Annotated in this window: 15 protein-coding genes; 7 read left to right on the forward strand and 8 right to left on the reverse strand. The window is 62.0% G+C overall.

Annotation, left to right across the window (positions count from 1 at the left end; genetic code table 11):
* The first annotated feature begins 39 nt into the window (after positions 1-39).
* Positions 40-231, forward strand: a complete 192-nt coding sequence (locus AC1DUY_RS18625) for a hypothetical protein (RefSeq protein ID WP_081422070.1) — start codon at positions 40-42, stop codon at positions 229-231.
* A 96-nt stretch (positions 232-327) separates the two neighbouring features.
* A complete protein-coding gene (locus AC1DUY_RS18630; RefSeq protein ID WP_231078442.1) occupies positions 328-2,418 on the forward strand; it encodes a molybdopterin-containing oxidoreductase family protein in 2,091 nt (696 codons plus the stop codon).
* A gap of 9 nt (positions 2,419-2,427) precedes the next feature.
* Here the strand turns inward: AC1DUY_RS18630 and AC1DUY_RS18635 are convergent, their stop codons facing one another.
* A complete protein-coding gene (locus tag AC1DUY_RS18635) occupies positions 2,428-4,551 on the reverse strand; it encodes a molybdopterin-containing oxidoreductase family protein (RefSeq protein ID WP_478116150.1) in 2,124 nt (707 codons plus the stop codon).
* 184 nt (positions 4,552-4,735) lie between these two features.
* Between AC1DUY_RS18635 and AC1DUY_RS18640 the strand changes: the two genes are divergently transcribed.
* Positions 4,736-5,653, forward strand: a complete 918-nt coding sequence (locus AC1DUY_RS18640) for a helix-turn-helix domain-containing protein (protein ID WP_231078444.1) — start codon at positions 4,736-4,738, stop codon at positions 5,651-5,653.
* 21 nt (positions 5,654-5,674) lie between these two features.
* Here AC1DUY_RS18640 and AC1DUY_RS18645 read toward each other — a convergent pair whose 3' ends face one another.
* From AC1DUY_RS18645 to alr, 3 genes are all read right to left on the reverse strand, one after another.
* Positions 5,675-7,312, reverse strand: a complete 1,638-nt coding sequence (locus tag AC1DUY_RS18645; RefSeq protein WP_441231225.1) for a GMC family oxidoreductase — start codon at positions 7,310-7,312, stop codon at positions 5,675-5,677.
* Between the two features lie 332 nt (positions 7,313-7,644).
* On the reverse strand, positions 7,645-8,898 hold the full coding sequence (locus tag AC1DUY_RS18650; protein WP_441231224.1) for a D-amino acid dehydrogenase: 1,254 nt from the start codon (positions 8,896-8,898) through the stop codon (positions 7,645-7,647).
* Positions 8,895-10,058: an alanine racemase gene (alr, locus tag AC1DUY_RS18655; RefSeq protein WP_478116153.1), complete on the reverse strand. Its 1,164-nt coding sequence runs from the start codon at positions 10,056-10,058 to the stop codon at positions 8,895-8,897. The genes AC1DUY_RS18650 and alr overlap by 4 nt, the downstream gene beginning before the upstream one ends.
* Before the next feature lie 153 nt (positions 10,059-10,211).
* On the opposite strand from alr, the gene AC1DUY_RS18660 reads away from it, so the two are divergent.
* A complete protein-coding gene (locus AC1DUY_RS18660; protein ID WP_478116155.1) occupies positions 10,212-10,688 on the forward strand; it encodes an Lrp/AsnC family transcriptional regulator in 477 nt (158 codons plus the stop codon).
* 69 nt (positions 10,689-10,757) lie between these two features.
* Here the strand turns inward: AC1DUY_RS18660 and AC1DUY_RS18665 are convergent, their stop codons facing one another.
* Positions 10,758-12,383: an ABC-F family ATP-binding cassette domain-containing protein gene (locus AC1DUY_RS18665; RefSeq protein WP_478116157.1), complete on the reverse strand. Its 1,626-nt coding sequence runs from the start codon at positions 12,381-12,383 to the stop codon at positions 10,758-10,760.
* A gap of 138 nt (positions 12,384-12,521) precedes the next feature.
* Between AC1DUY_RS18665 and AC1DUY_RS18670 the strand changes: the two genes are divergently transcribed.
* The gene (locus AC1DUY_RS18670) at positions 12,522-13,469 is read left to right on the forward strand and encodes an acetamidase/formamidase family protein (RefSeq protein WP_441231222.1); all 948 of its coding nucleotides are present in this window, start codon (positions 12,522-12,524) and stop codon (positions 13,467-13,469) included.
* Here AC1DUY_RS18670 and AC1DUY_RS18675 read toward each other — a convergent pair.
* From AC1DUY_RS18675 to AC1DUY_RS18685, 3 genes are all read right to left on the reverse strand, one after another.
* A complete protein-coding gene (locus tag AC1DUY_RS18675) occupies positions 13,466-14,485 on the reverse strand; it encodes a carbon-nitrogen hydrolase family protein (protein WP_478116159.1) in 1,020 nt (339 codons plus the stop codon). The two genes, AC1DUY_RS18670 and AC1DUY_RS18675, sit on opposite strands and share 4 nt — an antisense overlap.
* A gap of 189 nt (positions 14,486-14,674) precedes the next feature.
* Complete coding sequence (locus tag AC1DUY_RS18680) at positions 14,675-14,989, reverse strand: hypothetical protein (RefSeq protein ID WP_478116161.1); 315 nt, start codon at positions 14,987-14,989, stop codon at positions 14,675-14,677.
* Positions 14,990-15,121: 132 nt separating this feature from the next.
* Positions 15,122-15,679: a helix-turn-helix domain-containing protein gene (locus AC1DUY_RS18685; RefSeq protein WP_439060401.1), complete on the reverse strand. Its 558-nt coding sequence runs from the start codon at positions 15,677-15,679 to the stop codon at positions 15,122-15,124.
* Between the two features lie 266 nt (positions 15,680-15,945).
* Between AC1DUY_RS18685 and AC1DUY_RS18690 the strand changes: the two genes are divergently transcribed.
* Together AC1DUY_RS18690 and AC1DUY_RS18695 are read left to right on the forward strand one after the other, a co-directional pair.
* On the forward strand, positions 15,946-17,451 hold the full coding sequence (locus AC1DUY_RS18690; RefSeq protein ID WP_478116164.1) for a sensor histidine kinase: 1,506 nt from the start codon (positions 15,946-15,948) through the stop codon (positions 17,449-17,451).
* Complete coding sequence (locus AC1DUY_RS18695; protein ID WP_089266657.1) at positions 17,444-18,085, forward strand: response regulator transcription factor; 642 nt, start codon at positions 17,444-17,446, stop codon at positions 18,083-18,085. Before AC1DUY_RS18690 ends, AC1DUY_RS18695 begins: the two co-directional genes overlap by 8 nt.
* Positions 18,086-18,107 lie beyond the last annotated feature (22 nt).

Here is an 18,107-nt window from a genome sequence, read left to right on the forward strand (position 1 = left end):
GTCTGCGTACGGCCCGTAGCGGGTCAGGAGTATCGCCCCATGGATTCCACCCTCTCAGCCGCCGAGCTCGACGATCGCATCGCCATCCTTCGCGACAATATCCGGCAGTTGATCGAGCAGGCCACCGCGGCTTCCGGCGAGAGCAACGAGGAGCGCACCGCGGATCGGCTGGCTCAGCAGAATGAGGAGCTGGACCGGCTGATCGCCCAACGCGACGCCCTGGGCAAATAGCCGAGAGGACTACGGACTGGAGGCCTGCCCGGTTGTCGGGCGGGATGCGTAAAACCACGGCTTTTCCTCCAGTAAACTTTTGGCTAGCTTGGCTGCATGAACGTTCAAGCCAAGATCGACATCAAGCACTCCACCTGCCCGCATGATTGCCCCTCTGCCTGCGCCCTCGACATCGAGGTGATCGGCGGAAACACGATCGGCCGGGTCCGCGGCTCCAAGGAGCAAAGCTATACCGCCGGCGTGGTCTGCGCGAAGGTCGCGCGCTATGCCGAGCGCATCCATCACCCCGAACGGCTGATGTATCCGATGCGCCGCACGGGCCCGAAGGGCTCCGGCCATTTCACCCGCATCACCTGGGACGAGGCGCTCGACGAGATCGCTTTGAGGTTCAACGAGGCCGAGCGCGACTTCGGCGCGGAGTCGGTGTTTCCCTATTACTATGCCGGCACCATGGGCCTGGTGATGCGCGATGGCATCAACCGCCTTGCCAATGTGAAGAAGTATTCGCGCTTTTACTCGACGATCTGCGCAACCGTTGCCTGGGCTGGCTTTGCCGCCGGCACCGGCAAGGTCGCCGGCGTCGATCCGCGCGAGATGGCGAAGTCGGACCTGATCGTGATCTGGGGCACCAACCCCGTCTCGACGCAGATCAATGTGATGACCCACGTCTCCCGCGCCCGGAAAGAGCGCGGCACCAAGCTTGCCGTCGTCGATATCTACGATAACGACACCATGAAGCAGGCCGACATCAAGATCCTGCTGCGACCAGGTACAGACGGCGCCTTCGCCGCCAGCGTGATGCATGTGCTGTTCCGCGACGGCCTGGCTGATCGCGACTATCTCGCCAAATATACCGACCACTCGCCCGAGTTCGAGGCGCATCTGGCGGCGCGCACGCCGCAATGGGCCTCAGACATTTGCGGCGTGCCCGCTGCGGAAATCGAAGCCTTCGCGCGCCTGGTCGGCGAGACCAAGCGCAGCTATTTCCGCCTCGGCTACGGCTTCACCCGCAGCCGCAACGGAGCCGCGCAGATGCATGCAGCGCTGTGCGTGCCCACCGTTACCGGCGCCTGGCAATATGAAGGTGGCGGCGCTTTCTTCAACAATGCCGCAATCTGGAAATTCGACAAGACGCTGATCGAGGGCCTCGACGTGCTCGACGAGAGCGTTCGGCGTCTTGATCAGTCGAAGATCGGCCGCATTCTGACCGGGGACGCGGAAGCCTTGCACAACGGCCCGCCAGTGAAGGCGATGCTGATCCAGAACACCAATCCGATGACGGTGGCGCCCGAGCAGGCCTTGGTGCGGCAGGGCTTTGCCCGCGAAGACCTGTTCGTCGCGGTGCATGAGCAGTTCATGACCGAAACGGCCATGATGGCCGATATCGTGCTGCCGGCGACCATGTTCATGGAGCACGACGATCTCTATTACGCCGGCGGCAACCAGCACATCTCGGTCGGTGCCAAGCTGATCGATGCGCCGGAAGAATGCCGCTCGAACCACGACGTTCTGCAGGGCATCGCCACCCGCCTCGGCGCGAAACACCGCGCGTTCGATATGCATCCGCGCGACATCATCGACGAGACGCTGCAAGTCAGCGGCCGCGGTGGCATCGAAGGGCTGGAGGCCGACAAATGGCGCGATATCCAGCCGGATTTCCGCACCTCGCACTATCTCGACGGTTTCGCCCATGCCGACGGCAAATTCCACTTCAAGGCGGACTGGTCGACAGTGCCGATGCCCAATGCCGGGCTGATGGGCGCGTGGGACGAGATGCCGTCGTTCCCCGACCACTGGGCGGTGATCGAACAGGTCGATGAGGCGCATCCGTTTCGTCTGGCCACGAGCCCGTCGCGCAGCTTCCTCAACACCTCGTTCAACGAGACGCCATCATCGCAGGCCCGCGAGGGTGCACCCAGTGTGATGATGCACCCCGTCGACGCGGCGAGGCTCGGCATTGCCGATGGCGATGCCGTGACACTCGGCAACACGCGCGGCGAGACGACCCTGACCGCGCGTATCTTCGAGGGCCTGCGGCGCGGCGTGCTGATTGCGGAATCGGTGCACCCCAACAAGGCGCATATCGGCGGTCATGGCATCAATATGCTGACAGCAGGCGAAGCCGTCGCGCCCTATGGCGGCGCGGCGTTTCACGACAACAAGGTGTGGGTGAAGAAGGCGGGATAGCCCGCCTTCTTACGCCGTCGATACCTGCACCAGGATGTCGGAGAAGGTCGGCGCACGTCCGAGATCGGCCATCGCCGGCGAAGTCAGCGCATGCACCGTTGCACTCTTGCGGGTCGAGCGTTGCCAATAGCCGCTCGGTGCCACCACCACGCCGGGCTTCACATCCGCCGAGATGGTGACGAGCGCCTCGAACGAGCCGCGATCGTTATAGACACGGATCGGCGCGCCCGCTTCGATGCCACGTACTGCAGCATCGTCGGGATGCAGTAGTACGGCCTGCTCGCCGGCATGATGGAGCTGCTTCGGCATATTGCCGAAATTGGAATTCAAGAATGCGTGGCTCTTCGGCGAGATCAGGCTGAGCGGATATCTCTTCGCCAGCTCGGGATTGGTCTGCGGCGATTCTCGTGGTGGAATATAGGACGGCAACGGATCGACCGGCTCGCCGGACTGTTGGCCACCATAGCCCTGCCGGAACAGCGGCACGACGAAATTGCCGCCGGCGGCGATCGAGGATTTGAATTCGCATTTGCCTGACGGCGTGAAAAAATTGCCTTCGCGATGTGGCGCGTAAGTATCGGATCCCTCGACTTTCAAGCGCGCATAGCCGGTTTGCTTCAATTGCTCGATGGTGATGTTTTCCAGCACGGGACTGGTCCAGTCCATCGAATCCGCAATCATCTCGTCATCGCTGCGGAAGAACGACGGATCGTCGATGCCCATGGCGGCGGCGAGCCTGCGAAACAGCTCAGTGTTCGATACGGCTTCGCCGAGGGGTTCGATCGCCTGGTGGTTGTAGGACAGATAAAGATGCCCCCACGAGAACATTAGATCCTTCTGTTCGAGCTGCGTCGTCGCCGGCAACACGATATCGGCAAAGCGCGCGGTGTCGGTCATGAAGTGTTCGCTGACGACGGTAAACAGATCCTCACGCGCCAGGCCAGCCTCGATCTTGCCCTGCTCTGTGACCATGGCCATCGGATTGGCATTGTAGACGCACAGCGACTTGATCGGTGGATCGAAACCAAGCTCGCCGGTGAGCACCGGGCCGAGTTGCCACAGATTCACGATGCGCAGATCCTCTCCTTGTAGGTCCGGGCGCATCAGCACGTCCCATTTCACCGGAAACGCCCAGATCGGCAGCTGCAGCAGACCGCCGCCGACGTGACGCCAGGCACCGATCAGCGCGGGCAGACATGAGATCGCGCGCACGGTCTGGCCTCCGCCGGCATGTCGCTCGACGGCGACGCCGATGCGGATTACCGCGGGCGGCGTGGTGGCATATTCACGCGCCAGCGTGCGGATGTCGTCCGCCGCGATCCCGGTGATTCCAGACACGTAGTCGGGCGTGTAAATCGCGGCACGTTCGGCCAGCTCGTCATAGCCGATCGAATAGTTGTCGACGTAATCGCGATCGATCAGCCCCTCGGTGGTGATGACGTGGATGAGGCCCAGCGCCAGCGCCGCGTCTGTCCCCGGCCTTATAGCGATGTGCCAGTCCGCCTGCTGCGCGGTCCGCGTCCGCACGGGATCGATGACCACAAGCTTGGCGCCGTTCTTCATCGCCTGCTTGATATAAGGCCAGTGATGCGAGTTGGTGCTGAGCGTGTTGCAGGCCCAGAGGATGATGTATTTGGAATGGACGAAGCTCTCCGGATCGGTACCCGGCGTATGGCCTATCGTCATCAGATAGGCAGTACAGGCGCCGGAATCGCAGAACGTACGTTCGGCCACCGTGGCGCCGAGCTTGTTGAACAGGGGATCGCCGACATTGAGGCCGTTGATGATGCCCTGGGTGCCAAGATAGCTGCACGGCAGGATCGCCTTGGCGCCGTCCTCAGCGATGATCGTCTTCCATTTGCCGGCGATCTCGGACAGCGCGGCACCCCATGAGATGCGCGTAAACTGGCCACTGCCCTTCGGCCCCGAGCGCCGCATCGGATAGAGAATGCGCTGGTCGCTATAGACGCGCTCCTGATAATCGTTGACCTTCACGCAGAGCCGACCTTGCGTGAACGGGTGATCCGGATTGCCCCGCACGGACACGGCGCGGCCATCTTCGACCGTCGTGATCATGGAGCAGGTGTCGGGGCAATCATGGGGGCATGCACCAATTACGGTTATCTGGGTCAAGCTGGCCTCCGCTGGCTACCGATCTGGGTCGATGCCGAGCATGCTGAGCTGACGGACTGTTGGCTTTTCCGAGCCTGCTGTTCTGTTTGCAAATCCTGCTGACCACGCGGCGGGTTCCGCCCCGCGCCCATGGCACAGGAATTGAATGTTAAGCGGCGATCATTTCAGCGAGTGGGGGTTGGCTATGACGATTGCAGGCCACGGCGCGGAAAAGTATGTCACCGGACATCTCATCGATGGGTCTCAGGACCGGAATTGGCCCCATCTGCTCGCGGAGCGCTGGAGCCATCGGGCCGGCGATTTACCCTCGGTGCTGCCACGAGATACCGAGATTGCCATGTTCCTGCGCGGCAACTCGGTCGTAGAGCGTCAGGGCGGCGGTATGCGGCAACGAACGTCGGGCCATCGCGGCACCATCTGGCTCTGCCCCGCCGGCATTCGCGAAGAATATATCAACGTCTCCGAACCGGTCGCGGACTGCCTGCACATCTATCTTCCCGGCCAGCCCTTTGAGGACACGCTTCTGCAGGATCTGGAAATCGATCCATCACGTATGACCTTGCGCTATGAGAGCGTCGATCATGATCCATTCATCGAACAGGTCGCCGAGCTGATCCTGCAGGAGCTGAATACCGAGACCTCCGCCGGCCGACTGCTGATTGAAACACTCAGCAGTGCATTGTCCGCACATCTCGTTCACAAATATGCGGCGAACGCGCTTCCGCTGAAGCCGCCACCGTCATCCGACAAGCCATTGGATCAACGGCGGCTGGCGCGGGTAATCGAATTCGTTGACGCCAACATCTCGCGCGAATTCGCGGTCGCCGATATGGCCCGCACGGCCTGTCTCAGCCCGGCGCATTTCGCGCGGGTGTTCAAGGTCCGAACCGGTCTCACACCGCATCAGTTCGTCAGCGAACGGCGGCTGACACTGGCGAAACAAATGCTGGCGGATCTGTATCGACCAATCGTCGATGTCGCCTATACCGCGGGCTTTTCATCTCAAGCCAATTTTACCCGCGCCTTCCGCCGTGCGACCAACATGACGCCCGGCCAGTTCCGCGGCCAGACAGCCGCCTATCGGATGTCCGACGAACTGTAGCGCTGGAGCTCGCAACTGGAGCTACCGCGCATCCTCCAGGATCATATCCGACGCCTTTTCGGCAATCATGATCACCGGCGCGTTGGTGTTGCCCGACATCAGGTCCGGCATGATGGATGCATCGATCACGCGCAGACCTTCCAACCCACGCACGCGCAGGCGCTGATCGACCACCGCTTTCGTATCATTGCCCATCCGGCACGTCGAGGTCGGGTGATAGACCGTGCTGCCGCGCTGGCGGCAATAAGCGAGCCATTGCTCATCGGTCACCGTGCCCGGGCCGGGTTCGACCTCTTTCGTCACGAAGGGCTTCATCGCCGGCGCGTTCAGCATCTTGCGCAGGATCTTGAGCCCTTCGACATTCGCCGTACGATCCGTTTCGGTCGCGAGATAATTGATCCGGATCGCCGGCGGCACCGAAGGATCCGCGCTCTTGATGCGCAGCGAGCCGCGGCTTTCCGGGCGCAGCTGACAGACTGAGGCGGAGAAGCCCGAGAACGGATGCAGTTTCTCGCCCATCTTGTCGGTGGAGAACGGCAGGAAGTGGATCTGGATATCTGGCGACGCCATGCGCGGATCGGTCTTGAAGAAGGCGCCGGTGGTGCCGGCAGCATAGGTCAGCGGACCGGTGCGGAACGCCGCATATTGCAGACCCATCATCGCCCTGCGCACCGGATGATTGACGAAGTCATTGAGCGTGATCTTCTGCGGACACTCCATCACCATCCGGACCTGCATGTGATCCTGCAAATCGCTGCCGACGCCGGGTGCATCGAGGAGGACCTCGATGCCGTGTTCCTTGAGCAGATCGGCGGGACCGACGCCGGAGAGCTGCAGTAGTTGCGGTGAATTATAGGCGCCGCTCGACACCAGCACTTCCTTGCGGGCGCGCGCCTTGCGCACCACGCCATGCTGCTTGAATTCGATGCCCACCGCGCGCTTGCCTTCGAACAGGATCCGCTGGGCCAGCGCTTCGGTTTCGACGCGGACCTTGCCCTGCTTCAGCGCCGGGCGCAGATAGGCCCGCGCGGTCGAGGCACGGCGGCCACCTTTCGTGGTGGTCTGGAACCAGCCAGCCCCTTCCTGCGTGGCACCGTTGAAGTCGTTGTTCACGGGAATGCCGGTCTCGGCAGCAGCGGCGATGAAGGCCTCCGACAACGGATCGGGGCAGCGCGAATCCGACACCGGCAGCGGGCCACCGACGCCGTGATACTCGCTCGGCCCACGCGTCTGATTCTCCGCCTTCTTGAAATAGGGCAGCACATCGTCATAACCCCAGCCGGTATTCCCGAGCTGACGCCAGCGATCGTAATCCTCATGCTGGCCGCGCACATACAGCAGCCCGTTGATCGAACTGGAGCCGCCGAGCACTTTGCCTCGCGGTTGGAAGACCGAGCGTCCATCGAGACCCGGTTCGGGCTCGGTCTGATACATCCAGTTGACGGACTTCTCCTTGAAGAGCTTGCCGTAACCGAGCGGAACGTGAATCCAGATATTCCGGTCCTTCGGGCCGGCTTCCAGCAGCAGCACCGAATATTTGCCGGAGGCCGACAGGCGATTGGCCAGCACGCAACCGGCGGAGCCGGCACCGACGATGATGTAATCAGCCTCAATGGCGTCAGCCGACGCGCGATGCGTCGACGCAGTTTGACCGCTCATGTTTCCCCCGATTGTTTTCAGCAACTGAAAACGGAAATGACGGGGATGTAAATGGGCGCGGCCGGAAGCATGGCACGCATGCGGCTAGAATCGTCGCAATGCGAAAGCGGGAGACTGCGTGAGGTAAGCTCCCTCTCCCCGCTCTGCGCGGGGAGAGGGTTGGGGTGAGGGGCAGGCACATACGATGCAAAAGGAGTGGTCTCTCGGGTCGAAGACATGTGAACCGAGAGACCCGTGATGGAGGCTTCGTCCGAGACGGCCCCTCACCCGCCGCGAAGACGCGGCGACCTCTCCCCGCGCAGAGCGGGGAGAGGTTAAGAAAGAGCGTCGCTTCAGTTATAGCGGCTGATCGCCAGATCCTTGACATCCAGCTCCGGTGCCTTGCCGGAGATCTGGTCGGACAGCACGCGGGCGGTGCCGCAAGCCATGGTCCAGCCGAGCGTGCCATGGCCCGTATTGAGATGCAGATTGCCCAGATGCGTCGGGCCAACGATAGGCGGGCCATCCGGCGTCATTGGACGCAACCCGCTCCAGAAGGTTGAGCGCGAGAGATCGCCGGCGGTCGGAAACAGATCCGTCACCGATTTGTCGAGCGGCATACGGCGCGGGGCGGTAGGCACCGGATGATAATTGCCGACTTCAGCGGTGCCGCCGACGCGGATGCGGTCACCAAGGCGCGTGATGGCCACTTTGTAGCTTTCGTCCATGATCGTCGACTGCGGCGCAACGCTCTCATCGGTGATCGGCACAGTGAGCGAATAACCCTTTACCGGATAGACCGGCGCATCGATACCGAGCGGTCGCAACAGCAGCGGCGAGAAGCTGCCAAGCGCCATCACGTAACTATCTGCGGTGAAGACGCCCTTGTCGGTCGTCATCTGCGCGACGCGGCCACCCGTCACATCCACCGACTTGATGGTCGTCTCGTAGACGAATTTCACCCCAAGTCCGGCCGCGATCTTTTCCAGCCGCTGCGTAAACAGATGACAGTCGCCAGTCTCGTCCTCCGGTAAACGCAGGCCGCCAACAAAGAGATCCTTCACACCGGCAAGGCCCGGTTCGTATTTCACGCAGCCGCCGCGATCGAGCACCTCATAAGGCACGCCATATTGCTTAAGTACGTCGATATCGCCGCCGGTGGCATCGAGCTGCGACTGTTTGCGGAACAGTTGCAGCGTGCCCTGGCTGCGGTCGTCATAGGTGATGCCGGTCTCGGCACGCAGTGCGCGCAGGCAATCGCGGCTGTATTCCGCAATGCCGACCATGCGCGACTTGTTCAACGCGTAGCGCGCGCTCGTGCAGTTGCGCAGCATCTGCAGCATCCAGCGCCACTGGTGCGGATCGGCCTGTGGCCGCACCACCAGTGGGCCGTATTTGTCCATGATCCAGCCGAGCGCCTTCTTCGGCACGCCAGGGCCAGCCCAGGGCGAGGCGTAGCCGGGCGAGACTTCGCCGGCATTGCCGAACGAGGTCTCCAGTGCGGCGCCGGGCTGCCGGTCGATCACCGTCACCTCGTGGCCTGCCTTGGCCAGATAATAGGACGTGGTGACACCGATCACGCCCGCGCCAAGAACCAGAACCTTCATCGCACCGTGCCTCCAGACCGGGCGGTCCACCGCACATCGATCTCATCCGAGTAAATTCTCTCATAGCGCTGACCCAGCGAGGTCAGCATTTCGTAGCCAATCGTGCCCGCGGTTGCGGCCAGTGCGTCGAGCGACTGATGCCCGCCGATGATCTCCACTTGCGAGCCCCGTGCCAACATACCGGGCGGCAGATCGCCAAGATCGACTGTCAGCGAGTCCATCGAGACGCGCCCAGCAACCGCCAGCCGGCGCCCGCGGAAATAGACCGCGCCGCCATTGCCGAAGGCGCGCTGCAAACCGTCGGCGTAACCGATCGCCAATGTCGCTAGCCGTGTCGCCTTGGTCGCCCGGAAATTCCAGCCATAGCCGACATGGGCACCGGCTGCGACCTCGCGCATCTGGAGCACCTGCGCGGTGAGCCGAACCACTGGCAGCATCGGATTGCTTTGCGCGGGATGGGGATTGAGCCCGTAGAGCGCGGCGCCGGGGCGGACGAGGTCATGATGATAGTTGCGCCCAAGGAAAATGCCGGACGAATTGGCCAGAGATTGTCGCGCAGCAGGGAAGCGTTTCGCGAGCGCCTGAAACGCGGCGAGCTGGTGCGCATTGGCCGGATGCTCCGGCATGTCGGCACAAGCGAGATGGCTCATCACCATCTGGATATCGAGAACTGAGGTGTCCTTGCCCGAGAGTTCGGCGACCTCACGCGGCGACATGCCCAGTCGCGACATGCCGCTATCGACCTGAACGACCGCGGGCAGAATCCGGCCGCGTTGCCGCGCCTGATCCGACCAGGCCTCAAGCTGTTCGCGCGAATTGAGCACCGGAATGATGCCGGCTTCCGCGCAGTCACGCTCGCTGCCCGAGGGCAGACCGTTGAGCACGTAGATCGTAACGTCGCGGGCCAGATGGGTCTGGAGATCCAGCCCTTCGTCGAGATGCGCCACGAAGAAGGTGCGGCAGCCGGCCCGATAGAGTGCCGGCGCGACACGATCAGCGCCGAGGCCATAGGCATCGGCCTTCACTACGCCGGCGCAGGTGACGCCGGGGCCGACCCGCTCGGCCAATAGCCGGTAATTGCGTGAGATGGCTTCGAGATCGATGGTCAGCACCGCACTCGCGTGCCGCGTGCCCGTTCCGCCTGTCCAAGGTGCCAGCATCACATCCCCCGCCACGAATGATCGCAACGGCAGTATCTCACCTTCCGCATGGCGCTTTACGGCGATTCCGGCCGCTGCTACGGTCACAAACGGTGATTATCGGCGTAAATTTACGTACTTGTAGAGAAATCCTGCAAAACTTTGGCGAGAACCATGGCAAGCAACCTCGATTCGACCGACCGGAAGATCCTTCGAGAGGTCGTCCGGGATGCCCGGATCAGCCAGATGGCACTGGCAGAGAAAGTCGGCCTGTCACCGACCGCCTGTACCCGGCGTCTCGCGGCCCTGGAAAAGAAGGGCGTGATCAAGGGCTATGCCGCCGAGATCGACGCATCCGAGCTCGGCTACATGATGACGGTCCATGTCCACATCACGCTGGACAAGCAGAGCGAGGATGCGCTGTCCGCCTTCGAGCGCGAGATCGCCAAATGCCCGGATGTCGTGTCCTGCTACCTGATGTCGGGCAATGACGACTATCTCGTCCATGTGCAGGCGCGCGACATGGAGGACTATGAGCGCATCCACAAGCAGCACCTCTCGCGAATGCCCGGCGTGGCGCGGCTACATTCGAGCTTCGCGATGCGCAGCGTGGTGAAGCGCGGCGTCTCGCTGTCGGCGCTGACAGGCTGAGCTTACTTAACCTCTCCCCGCCTAGCGAAGCTTCGCTTCGCCGGGCGGGGCGAAGGAAAACAGGCGCGCTTAATTCGGGTGCAGGCCCGGCGCTTCCTGGCCGGTGCGTTCGACATATTCAGTATAGCCGCCGCCATATTGCTGGATGCCGTCCGGGGTCAGCTCAAGCACGCGGTTCGACAACGCCGCGAGGAAGTGGCGGTCATGGGACACAAACAGCATGGTGCCTTCGTAATCGGCGAGCGCCTTGATCAGCATTTCCTTGGTGGCCATGTCCAGATGGTTGGTCGGCTCGTCGAGCACCAGGAAATTCGGCGGATCGAACAGCATCTTGGCCATCACGAGACGCGCCTTCTCGCCGCCCGAGAGCACGCGGCAGCGCTTCTCGACATCGTCACCGGAGAAGCCGAAGCAGCCGGCGAGTGCGCGCAGCGTGCCCTGGCCCGCCTGCGGGAATGAGTCTTCGAGATTCTGGAAAATCGTGCGCTCGCCATCGAGCAGATCCATGGCGTGCTGCGCGAAGTAACCGAGCTTGACGCTACCGCCGATGGTGACGTTGCCGTTGTCCGGCTCGGCCGCGCCGGTCACGAGCTTCAACAGCGTCGACTTGCCGGCGCCGTTGATACCCATAACGGCCCAGCGTTCCTTGCGACGCACCGAGAAGTCCAGCCCTTCATAGATGGTGCGGCTGCCATAGGCCTTGTGGATGTTCTTCAGGCTGACGACGTCTTCGCCCGAGCGCGGCGCCGGCAGGAAATCGAACGACACGACCTCGCGGCGTTTCGGCGGCTCGACGCGCTCGATCTTGTCGAGCTTCTTGACGCGGCTCTGCACCTGCGCGGCGTGCGAGGCCCGCGCCTTGAAGCGTTCGATGAACTTGATTTCCTTGGCCAGCATCGCCTGCTGACGCTCGAACTGCGCCTGCTGCTGCTTCTCGTTCATGGCGCGCTGCGCTTCGTAGAATTCGTAATCGCCGGAATAGGACGTCAGCGAGCCCGCATCGATCTCCATGATCTTGGTGACGATGCGGTTCATGAATTCGCGGTCATGCGAGGTCATGAGCAGCGCGCCCTCGTAGCCCTTCAGGAACCCTTCGAGCCAGATCAGGCTTTCGAGATCCAGATGGTTCGACGGTTCGTCGAGCAGCATCACGTCGGGACGCATCAACAGAATGCGTGCCAGCGCCACGCGCATCTTCCAGCCGCCGGATAGTTTGCCGACATCGCCTTCCATCATTTCCTGCGTGAAGGACAGACCCGCCAGCACTTCGCGAGCGCGGCCTTCCAGCGCGTAACCGTCGAGTTCCTCGAAGCGGGCCTGCACCTCACCGTAACGCTCGATGATCTCGTCCATATTGTCGGCCTGGTCCGGATCGGCCATGGCCGTTTCCAGTTCCTTCAGCTCGGTCGCGACCACGCTGACGGGGCCGGCGCCCTCCATGACCTCGGCGACGGCGCTATGGCCCGCCATTTCGCCGACATCCTGGCTGAAATAGCCGATGGTGACGCCGCGCTCGACCACCACTTGCCCCTCGTCGGGCAGTTCGCGGCCGGTGACCATGCGAAACAGGGTCGTCTTGCCGGAACCGTTGGGGCCGACCAGACCGATCTTCTCGCCCCTCAGCAGCGCGCCGGCGGCTTCGATGAAGACGATCTGATGACCGTTCTGCTTGCTGATATTGTCGAGGCGGATCATGGGAACTACGGGCTCACGGGACAGGGATTGAGGCCTGCCAATAAGGCATCCGGCCCCTGTACGGAAGGATATTTTGCGCTGCAAAAGGCAATCTGGCCGGTATGGTGTGCGGGCAAGACGAGGAATCAGGGGGCATCGATGACGCAGACCATTCAGCCGACACCCGCCACCGTGCATTGGGGCTATTTCGACGCCGCGCTGAAGCCAATCGCGACCATCGATCCCGGCGAGACGATCACGATCACAAGCGTCAGCGGCACGCGCGAGAACCTCCCGACAGAAGCGGGCATGACCATCCGCCGCGAACTTGTCGCCATCCTGGACGCCGTCACGCCAGAACTCGGGCCGCATATCCTCACCGGGCCTGTCGCCGTGCGCGGCGCCCAACCGGGTGACGCATTGCGTGTCGAGATCCTTGATGTCCAGCTCGCGGATGACTGGGGCTATACGCTCTTCAAGCCCGGCATGGGCACGCTGCCCGACGACTTCGACTATTTCCGCCGCGTCCATATCGGACTTGATCGTGCCAGCGGCGCGGTAAAGACCCCATGGGGCATCACGCTAAAGGCGCAGCCGTTCTTCGGTGTGATGGGTACCGCGCCGAAACCTGCGGTTGGCCGGGTCAGCACGACCATGCCCTCGCATTTTGGCGGCAATATCGACAACAAGGAGCTCGGCGCAGGCTGCGTTCTCTATCTTCCTGTCTGGGCCGAGGGCGGCCTGTTCTCCTGCGGTGACGGTCACGCCGTGCAGGGCGATGGCGAAGTCTGTGTGACCGCCGTCGAAACCGGCCTCACCGGTACGTTCAAGATCGATCTCGTCAAGAATACGCAGTTGGAGGCACCTTATGCCGAGACGAAGGATCACCTCATCTCGATGGCCTTCGATCCCGATCTCGACGAAGCCGCGCGTATCGCGCTCCGCCGGATGGTGAGCATGATCGTGGCACGCACGACGCTGACGCCCAACGATGCCTATATGCTCTGCAGTCTCGCCGCCGATGTCCGCGTCACCCAGCTGGTCAACCTCGACAAGGGCATCCATGTGATGATGCCGCATGCGGTGCTGAACCAGTCGAAGCGCTAAACCGTGCGTTCGGCCGGCTCAAACGCGAACTCTTCGTCGTCGATCTTGTCGACGAAGGTCGCCGGCACGAGACGCTTGCGATTGATGGTGAGATCGAACACGTCGAAGCGATTGTAGTAACCGACCACGTCGTGAAACTGCTTCGGCTCGATGCAGCGGCGCAGGTCGAATTCGGCATAGGCGATGCCCTCCTCGTCCTGCAGCATGTCGCCGAGCACTTCGCCGGTCGGGTCGACGAAGAAGCTGGCGGCGCGCTGCGTGCGATCGATCACATCGACCACGTCGGGATCCCGCACGATCAGGAAGTCGCGCATCGCCTTGTCCATATAGCCGGCGGTGACGATGCCGAAGGCCTTGGCCTCAAACGAATGCGCGCTGGCGCGAATGCGATTGGCTGCGACATTGTTGAAATTGCCGCCGCTGCTCGGGCGGCGCGTCGGCCACATCGGCGGCCAGCTCGAAATGTGAATCTGCTCGGCCTGCGCCATCAGTGTATAGCGAGCCAGCGGATTGGTGTTCTCGCCACAGATGAGATTGCCGACACGGCCCACGGGCGTATCGGCGACACGGAGGCCCGCGCCATCGCCGGCAGCCCAGACCAGCTTCTCATAGAAGGTCGGCACCAGCTTGCGGTGATGATTGAGAATACTGCCGTCTGGCCCGATCAGAATATTACTGTTCCAGATCAGGCCGACGCTGACCGGCGAGCTCTCGCTGATGCCCATCGAGACGGTCACGCCAAGCGCCCGCGCCTCGTTGCGCAAGGCGGCCATTTCCGGGCCCGCAATCGAGACCGACTGTTCGGCCATCGTCACGAACAGATCGTGATTCTCGATTGGCGCCCATAGTGCCGCCCAGACCGGAAACGCCGGGATATAAGTTTCAGGAAATGCGATCAGCTGCGCACCCGCGGCCGCAGCCTCGCGAATGATCGAAATCGCCTTCGCCGTGGTGGCCGCGCGATCGAGAAATACCGGCGCAGCATGGACCCCAGCGACTTTAACCTGTGACGACATCGTCATTCTTCCCCTTGTATCGATGAGGCAATGTCTCAGGCTCGTCGGAAAGCCCGGAAACGTCGCTGAACCATGTTCGAGGAGGAACCTATCCATTCGGGGCCGCGGGACCATGGGGCATTTCTGCAACCCGGGCTGCACGGACCACCATGCTTCGAGGGTCGGCCGGGCCTGGCTGGGTGCCTCGCTTCACCACGTCTGATTGCGGGAGTTGTCGCCGATGCCGTAGCCATAGCTGGTCGGCGCACTCGCATAGGAATCCATCGGCCGCACCGGCGGAGCAACGGAAGGAACAGTCACGCGGGCGGGAGCATGGACACGTCGCTGCTGTACACGGCGGGCTGCGCTGATGTCGGTGGAGAGCCGGGGGTCTCCGATCCAGCGATAGGCCTTGTCGGATGCCGCCGAGCTCTCCGCCATGGAGGTCAACATCACGAAAGCTACGGATGCGGGCACCAAGAGCCACCGCCGGGCCGATTTCATCATCGTGTTGTGCGCAGACATTTGAGCGATCCTTTCATCATGGTTGAGGTAGCGAGATATCTTCAGGTGGAGCGTCGATGCGAACTATTCGTCAAAGGCGGGGACGATCATGCAAGCGTCCGTGGCCCGTTTCTGGATACTCCTCGAGGAGCATCACTGCTGTGTTGCGAGTGCGGACATCATCATGTTGTCGCGGCGCCAGACGTTGGGGCTGGCCCCTGTCGCGCGGCGAAACTGGCGGCACATATGGGCCTGATCGGAGAAGCCACAATCGATCGCGATCTCGCAGAGTGACTTGCTGCTGGACGTCATCAGCTCCATCGCACGCGTCAGACGGCGGGAGACGATATAGGCATGGGGAGACTGGCCAAAGGTGGTTTTGAACGCATTTGAGAAGTAACCGCAACTCAGGCGAGCGAGACTCGCGAGATCCGATACTTGGATCGCCTCATCCAGATTTGAATCAATGTGGCGCTTGATCCGCTCCGCCTGCCAGCGTGCGAGGCCGCCCCTCGCGGGGCTGACGGGCGACGGTTGGGAGGGCGCCTCGAGCAGCGATGCAGCCTGCCTGATGCAGCGAAGAGCCGCACCGACATCCGATCCAATCGCCTGCCGTGCATCTAGCAGGAGCTGGGCGACCGTCGTAGAACTTGCGTCAGACAATACACCGGCAAACGAGTCAGAATTCTGGGACTGTGAATCGAGCAGCATATCGGTCTCCTTTGGATGGTGAATGACATCGACATCGCGATGACTTCGACGATCCAAGGATGAGAGATTCCGGCCGCGCTAACCATTCTACGAGGATAGAGATTCAAGAAACGAAGGTAATCCCGCCCTATACCAAGGTTTATTTCTGGCGAGACGCTACCGACTTCGGACGACTTCACCATTCCCTGCAGGACGCACGCCCTGCTTCCTATTTTGCGGCTCAAATGACCAATTCTGATCGGGTGCACCACCCCTCACAGCTGCCCATGGCCATTGCGACAGCTATCCTTGCCGCAGGCATTTTCGCGTTCGACGCCTTCAGCACATTCGAGATCGCTGTCGCGGCGCTTTATATCGTCGTGCTGCTGATGGCGCTCCGTTTCACCAATGTCACGGGCATCATCCTGATCGCCCTCGGTTGCATCGGCCTGACAATCCTCGGTTATCTGATCGGCCACGCGAACGACCCCAATGAGGGAGCAATGCTGCGCGGCGCTGTCAGCGCGCTCGCCATTGCCATCGCTGCCGTGCTCTGCGTTCAGATCAGGATGTCGGACGCAAGGCTTCGGCAAAGCGAAGAGCGCTATCGCAACATCTTTCAGGGCACGAGTGTTGCCATCTGGGAGCAGGACTTCACGGAAGCGGCCAATGTCTGCGCGCCAATCCTGCAACAAGGCATTCCCCGGTTGCGCGATTACTTCATCGCCAATGAGGGCTTCCTCAAACATTGCCTGTTTCTGGTGCGGACCCTCGACGCAAATGACGCCGCTAAGCAATTGATCGGCGATCTGGGCCGGAAGAACGTTCAGCAGTCCTGGGATGCAGCACTTGAGCCGGAGACTTTGGTCGCCTTTCGCGAAATCCTGCTCGCATTTCTTGCGGGAGAAAGCTCATTCACGATTGAAGCGGCCATCCGTGCCGTCAACGGCGAGTTGCGCACGACCATCGTCACGGCAACCTTCCCCACCGATCGGTCTCGCTCCGTCCTGATCAATTCGCTCGATGTCACCGCCAAGATCGCAGCCGAGCAAGCACTCCAGCAGAGCATCGCAGAACTCACCCGCGTGTCGCGCATCGCGACCTTGGGTGCCTTGACGGCATCGATCGGCCACGAGGTCAATCAGCCGCTTGCCGCCGTGGTGACCAATGCAGAGGCGGCCTTGCGCTGGCTGGCGCGGGAGCGGCCCGATCTCGGCGAAACCACGGCCTGCCTCAAGGAAGTCGTGCAGGAAGGCCGCAGGGCGGGCGACATCATTCACCGGCTGAGGTCGCTCGCCGTGAAGGGCGAGTTGGCGCGCGGCCCGGTCGACGTCAACGCTATAGTCACGCAGGTACTGGCGATGGTTCAGCGCGATCTGGCACAGCACCAGATTTCAGCAGTCCTCGACCTGACGCCCGATCTGCCCACCATCGCCGCCGACGAAGTACAGCTTCAACAGGTGCTGATGAATCTCGTCAACAACGCCGTCCACGCCATGAAGGCGAGTGCGACGAAAGAGCTGAAGGTGTGGTCGGCATTCGACGCGACGCGGGGAATTCTCGTCTCGGTGCGCGATTCAGGATCGGGTATCCCGGACGACCATATGCAACGCCTGTTCGCGCCGTTCTTCACGACAAAGGCCGAGGGGATGGGCATCGGCCTCTCGATCTCCCGATCCATCATCGAGTCGCATCACGGACGCATCTGGGCGGAACGAAACGACAGTGGTGGAACCACCTTTCATTTCATGATACCGACAGCGACCGCAGAAGGACCCGGCAACCTTGCCTAACGACGCAGAAGCACCTTTGGTCGTCGTCGTGGACGACGAAGCCGCCATCCGCACTGCGGTTGGCAGTCTGCTGCGCTCGGTTGGATATGAAGTCAGCTTCGCCTCCTCGGCGGTCGAGCTTCTTGAGAGCGACATTCTCACCAGGGCCAGCTGCCTTGTCCTCGATATCCGACTTCCGATCGTCAGCGGCCTCGATTTTCAGAAGCGTCTCGCGGATCTCGGCGGCAATACGCCTATCGTCTTCATGACCGGCCATGCCGATGTGCCGATGACGGTGCGCGCCATGAAGGCCGGCGCCGTCGACTTTCTCGCCAAGCCGTTTCGCGATCAGGAAATGCTCGATGCCGTCGCGGGCGCTGTGGAACGCGACCGCAAGGCCCGGCAAGAGCGCGATGGATTGGCCGATATCAAGGAGCGTTTCGGCACTTTGAGTGCGCGGGAACGCGAGGTGATGGAATTTGCCACCGCTGGGCTGCTGAACAAACAGATCGCCGCAAAGCTGAACCTCAGCGAAATTACGGTTAAGATCCACCGCGGCAAGATGATGAAGAAGATGGATGCGAAATCCTTCGCCTCTCTGGTGCGCATGGCCGAGGCCATCGGCATGAAACCAGCCCCGGGTACCTCCCGATAAACCTCAGTATGATTTCACTACA

It is taken from the genome of Tardiphaga sp. P4_G1 (assembly GCF_056401215.1).

Bases quoted from the DNA above. Each gene is read 5' to 3' on its own strand.
- AC1DUY_RS18645 (WP_441231225.1), bottom strand. From the start codon at position 7,312: ATGAGCGGTCAAACTGCGTCGACGCATCGCGCGTCGGCTGACGCCATT.
- AC1DUY_RS18660 (WP_478116155.1), top strand. From the start codon at position 10,212: ATGGCAAGCAACCTCGATTCGACCGACCGGAAGATCCTTCGAGAGGTC.
- AC1DUY_RS18630 (WP_231078442.1), top strand. From the start codon at position 328: ATGAACGTTCAAGCCAAGATCGACATCAAGCACTCCACCTGCCCGCAT.
- alr (WP_478116153.1), bottom strand. From the start codon at position 10,058: ATGCTGGCACCTTGGACAGGCGGAACGGGCACGCGGCACGCGAGTGCG.
- AC1DUY_RS18690 (WP_478116164.1), top strand. From the start codon at position 15,946: ATGGCCATTGCGACAGCTATCCTTGCCGCAGGCATTTTCGCGTTCGAC.
- AC1DUY_RS18675 (WP_478116159.1), bottom strand. From the start codon at position 14,485: ATGTCGTCACAGGTTAAAGTCGCTGGGGTCCATGCTGCGCCGGTATTT.
- AC1DUY_RS18685 (WP_439060401.1), bottom strand. From the start codon at position 15,679: ATGCTGCTCGATTCACAGTCCCAGAATTCTGACTCGTTTGCCGGTGTA.
- AC1DUY_RS18665 (WP_478116157.1), bottom strand. From the start codon at position 12,383: ATGATCCGCCTCGACAATATCAGCAAGCAGAACGGTCATCAGATCGTC.
- AC1DUY_RS18670 (WP_441231222.1), top strand. From the start codon at position 12,522: ATGACGCAGACCATTCAGCCGACACCCGCCACCGTGCATTGGGGCTAT.
- AC1DUY_RS18625 (WP_081422070.1), top strand. From the start codon at position 40: ATGGATTCCACCCTCTCAGCCGCCGAGCTCGACGATCGCATCGCCATC.
- AC1DUY_RS18680 (WP_478116161.1), bottom strand. From the start codon at position 14,989: ATGTCTGCGCACAACACGATGATGAAATCGGCCCGGCGGTGGCTCTTG.
- AC1DUY_RS18650 (WP_441231224.1), bottom strand. From the start codon at position 8,898: ATGAAGGTTCTGGTTCTTGGCGCGGGCGTGATCGGTGTCACCACGTCC.
- AC1DUY_RS18640 (WP_231078444.1), top strand. From the start codon at position 4,736: ATGACGATTGCAGGCCACGGCGCGGAAAAGTATGTCACCGGACATCTC.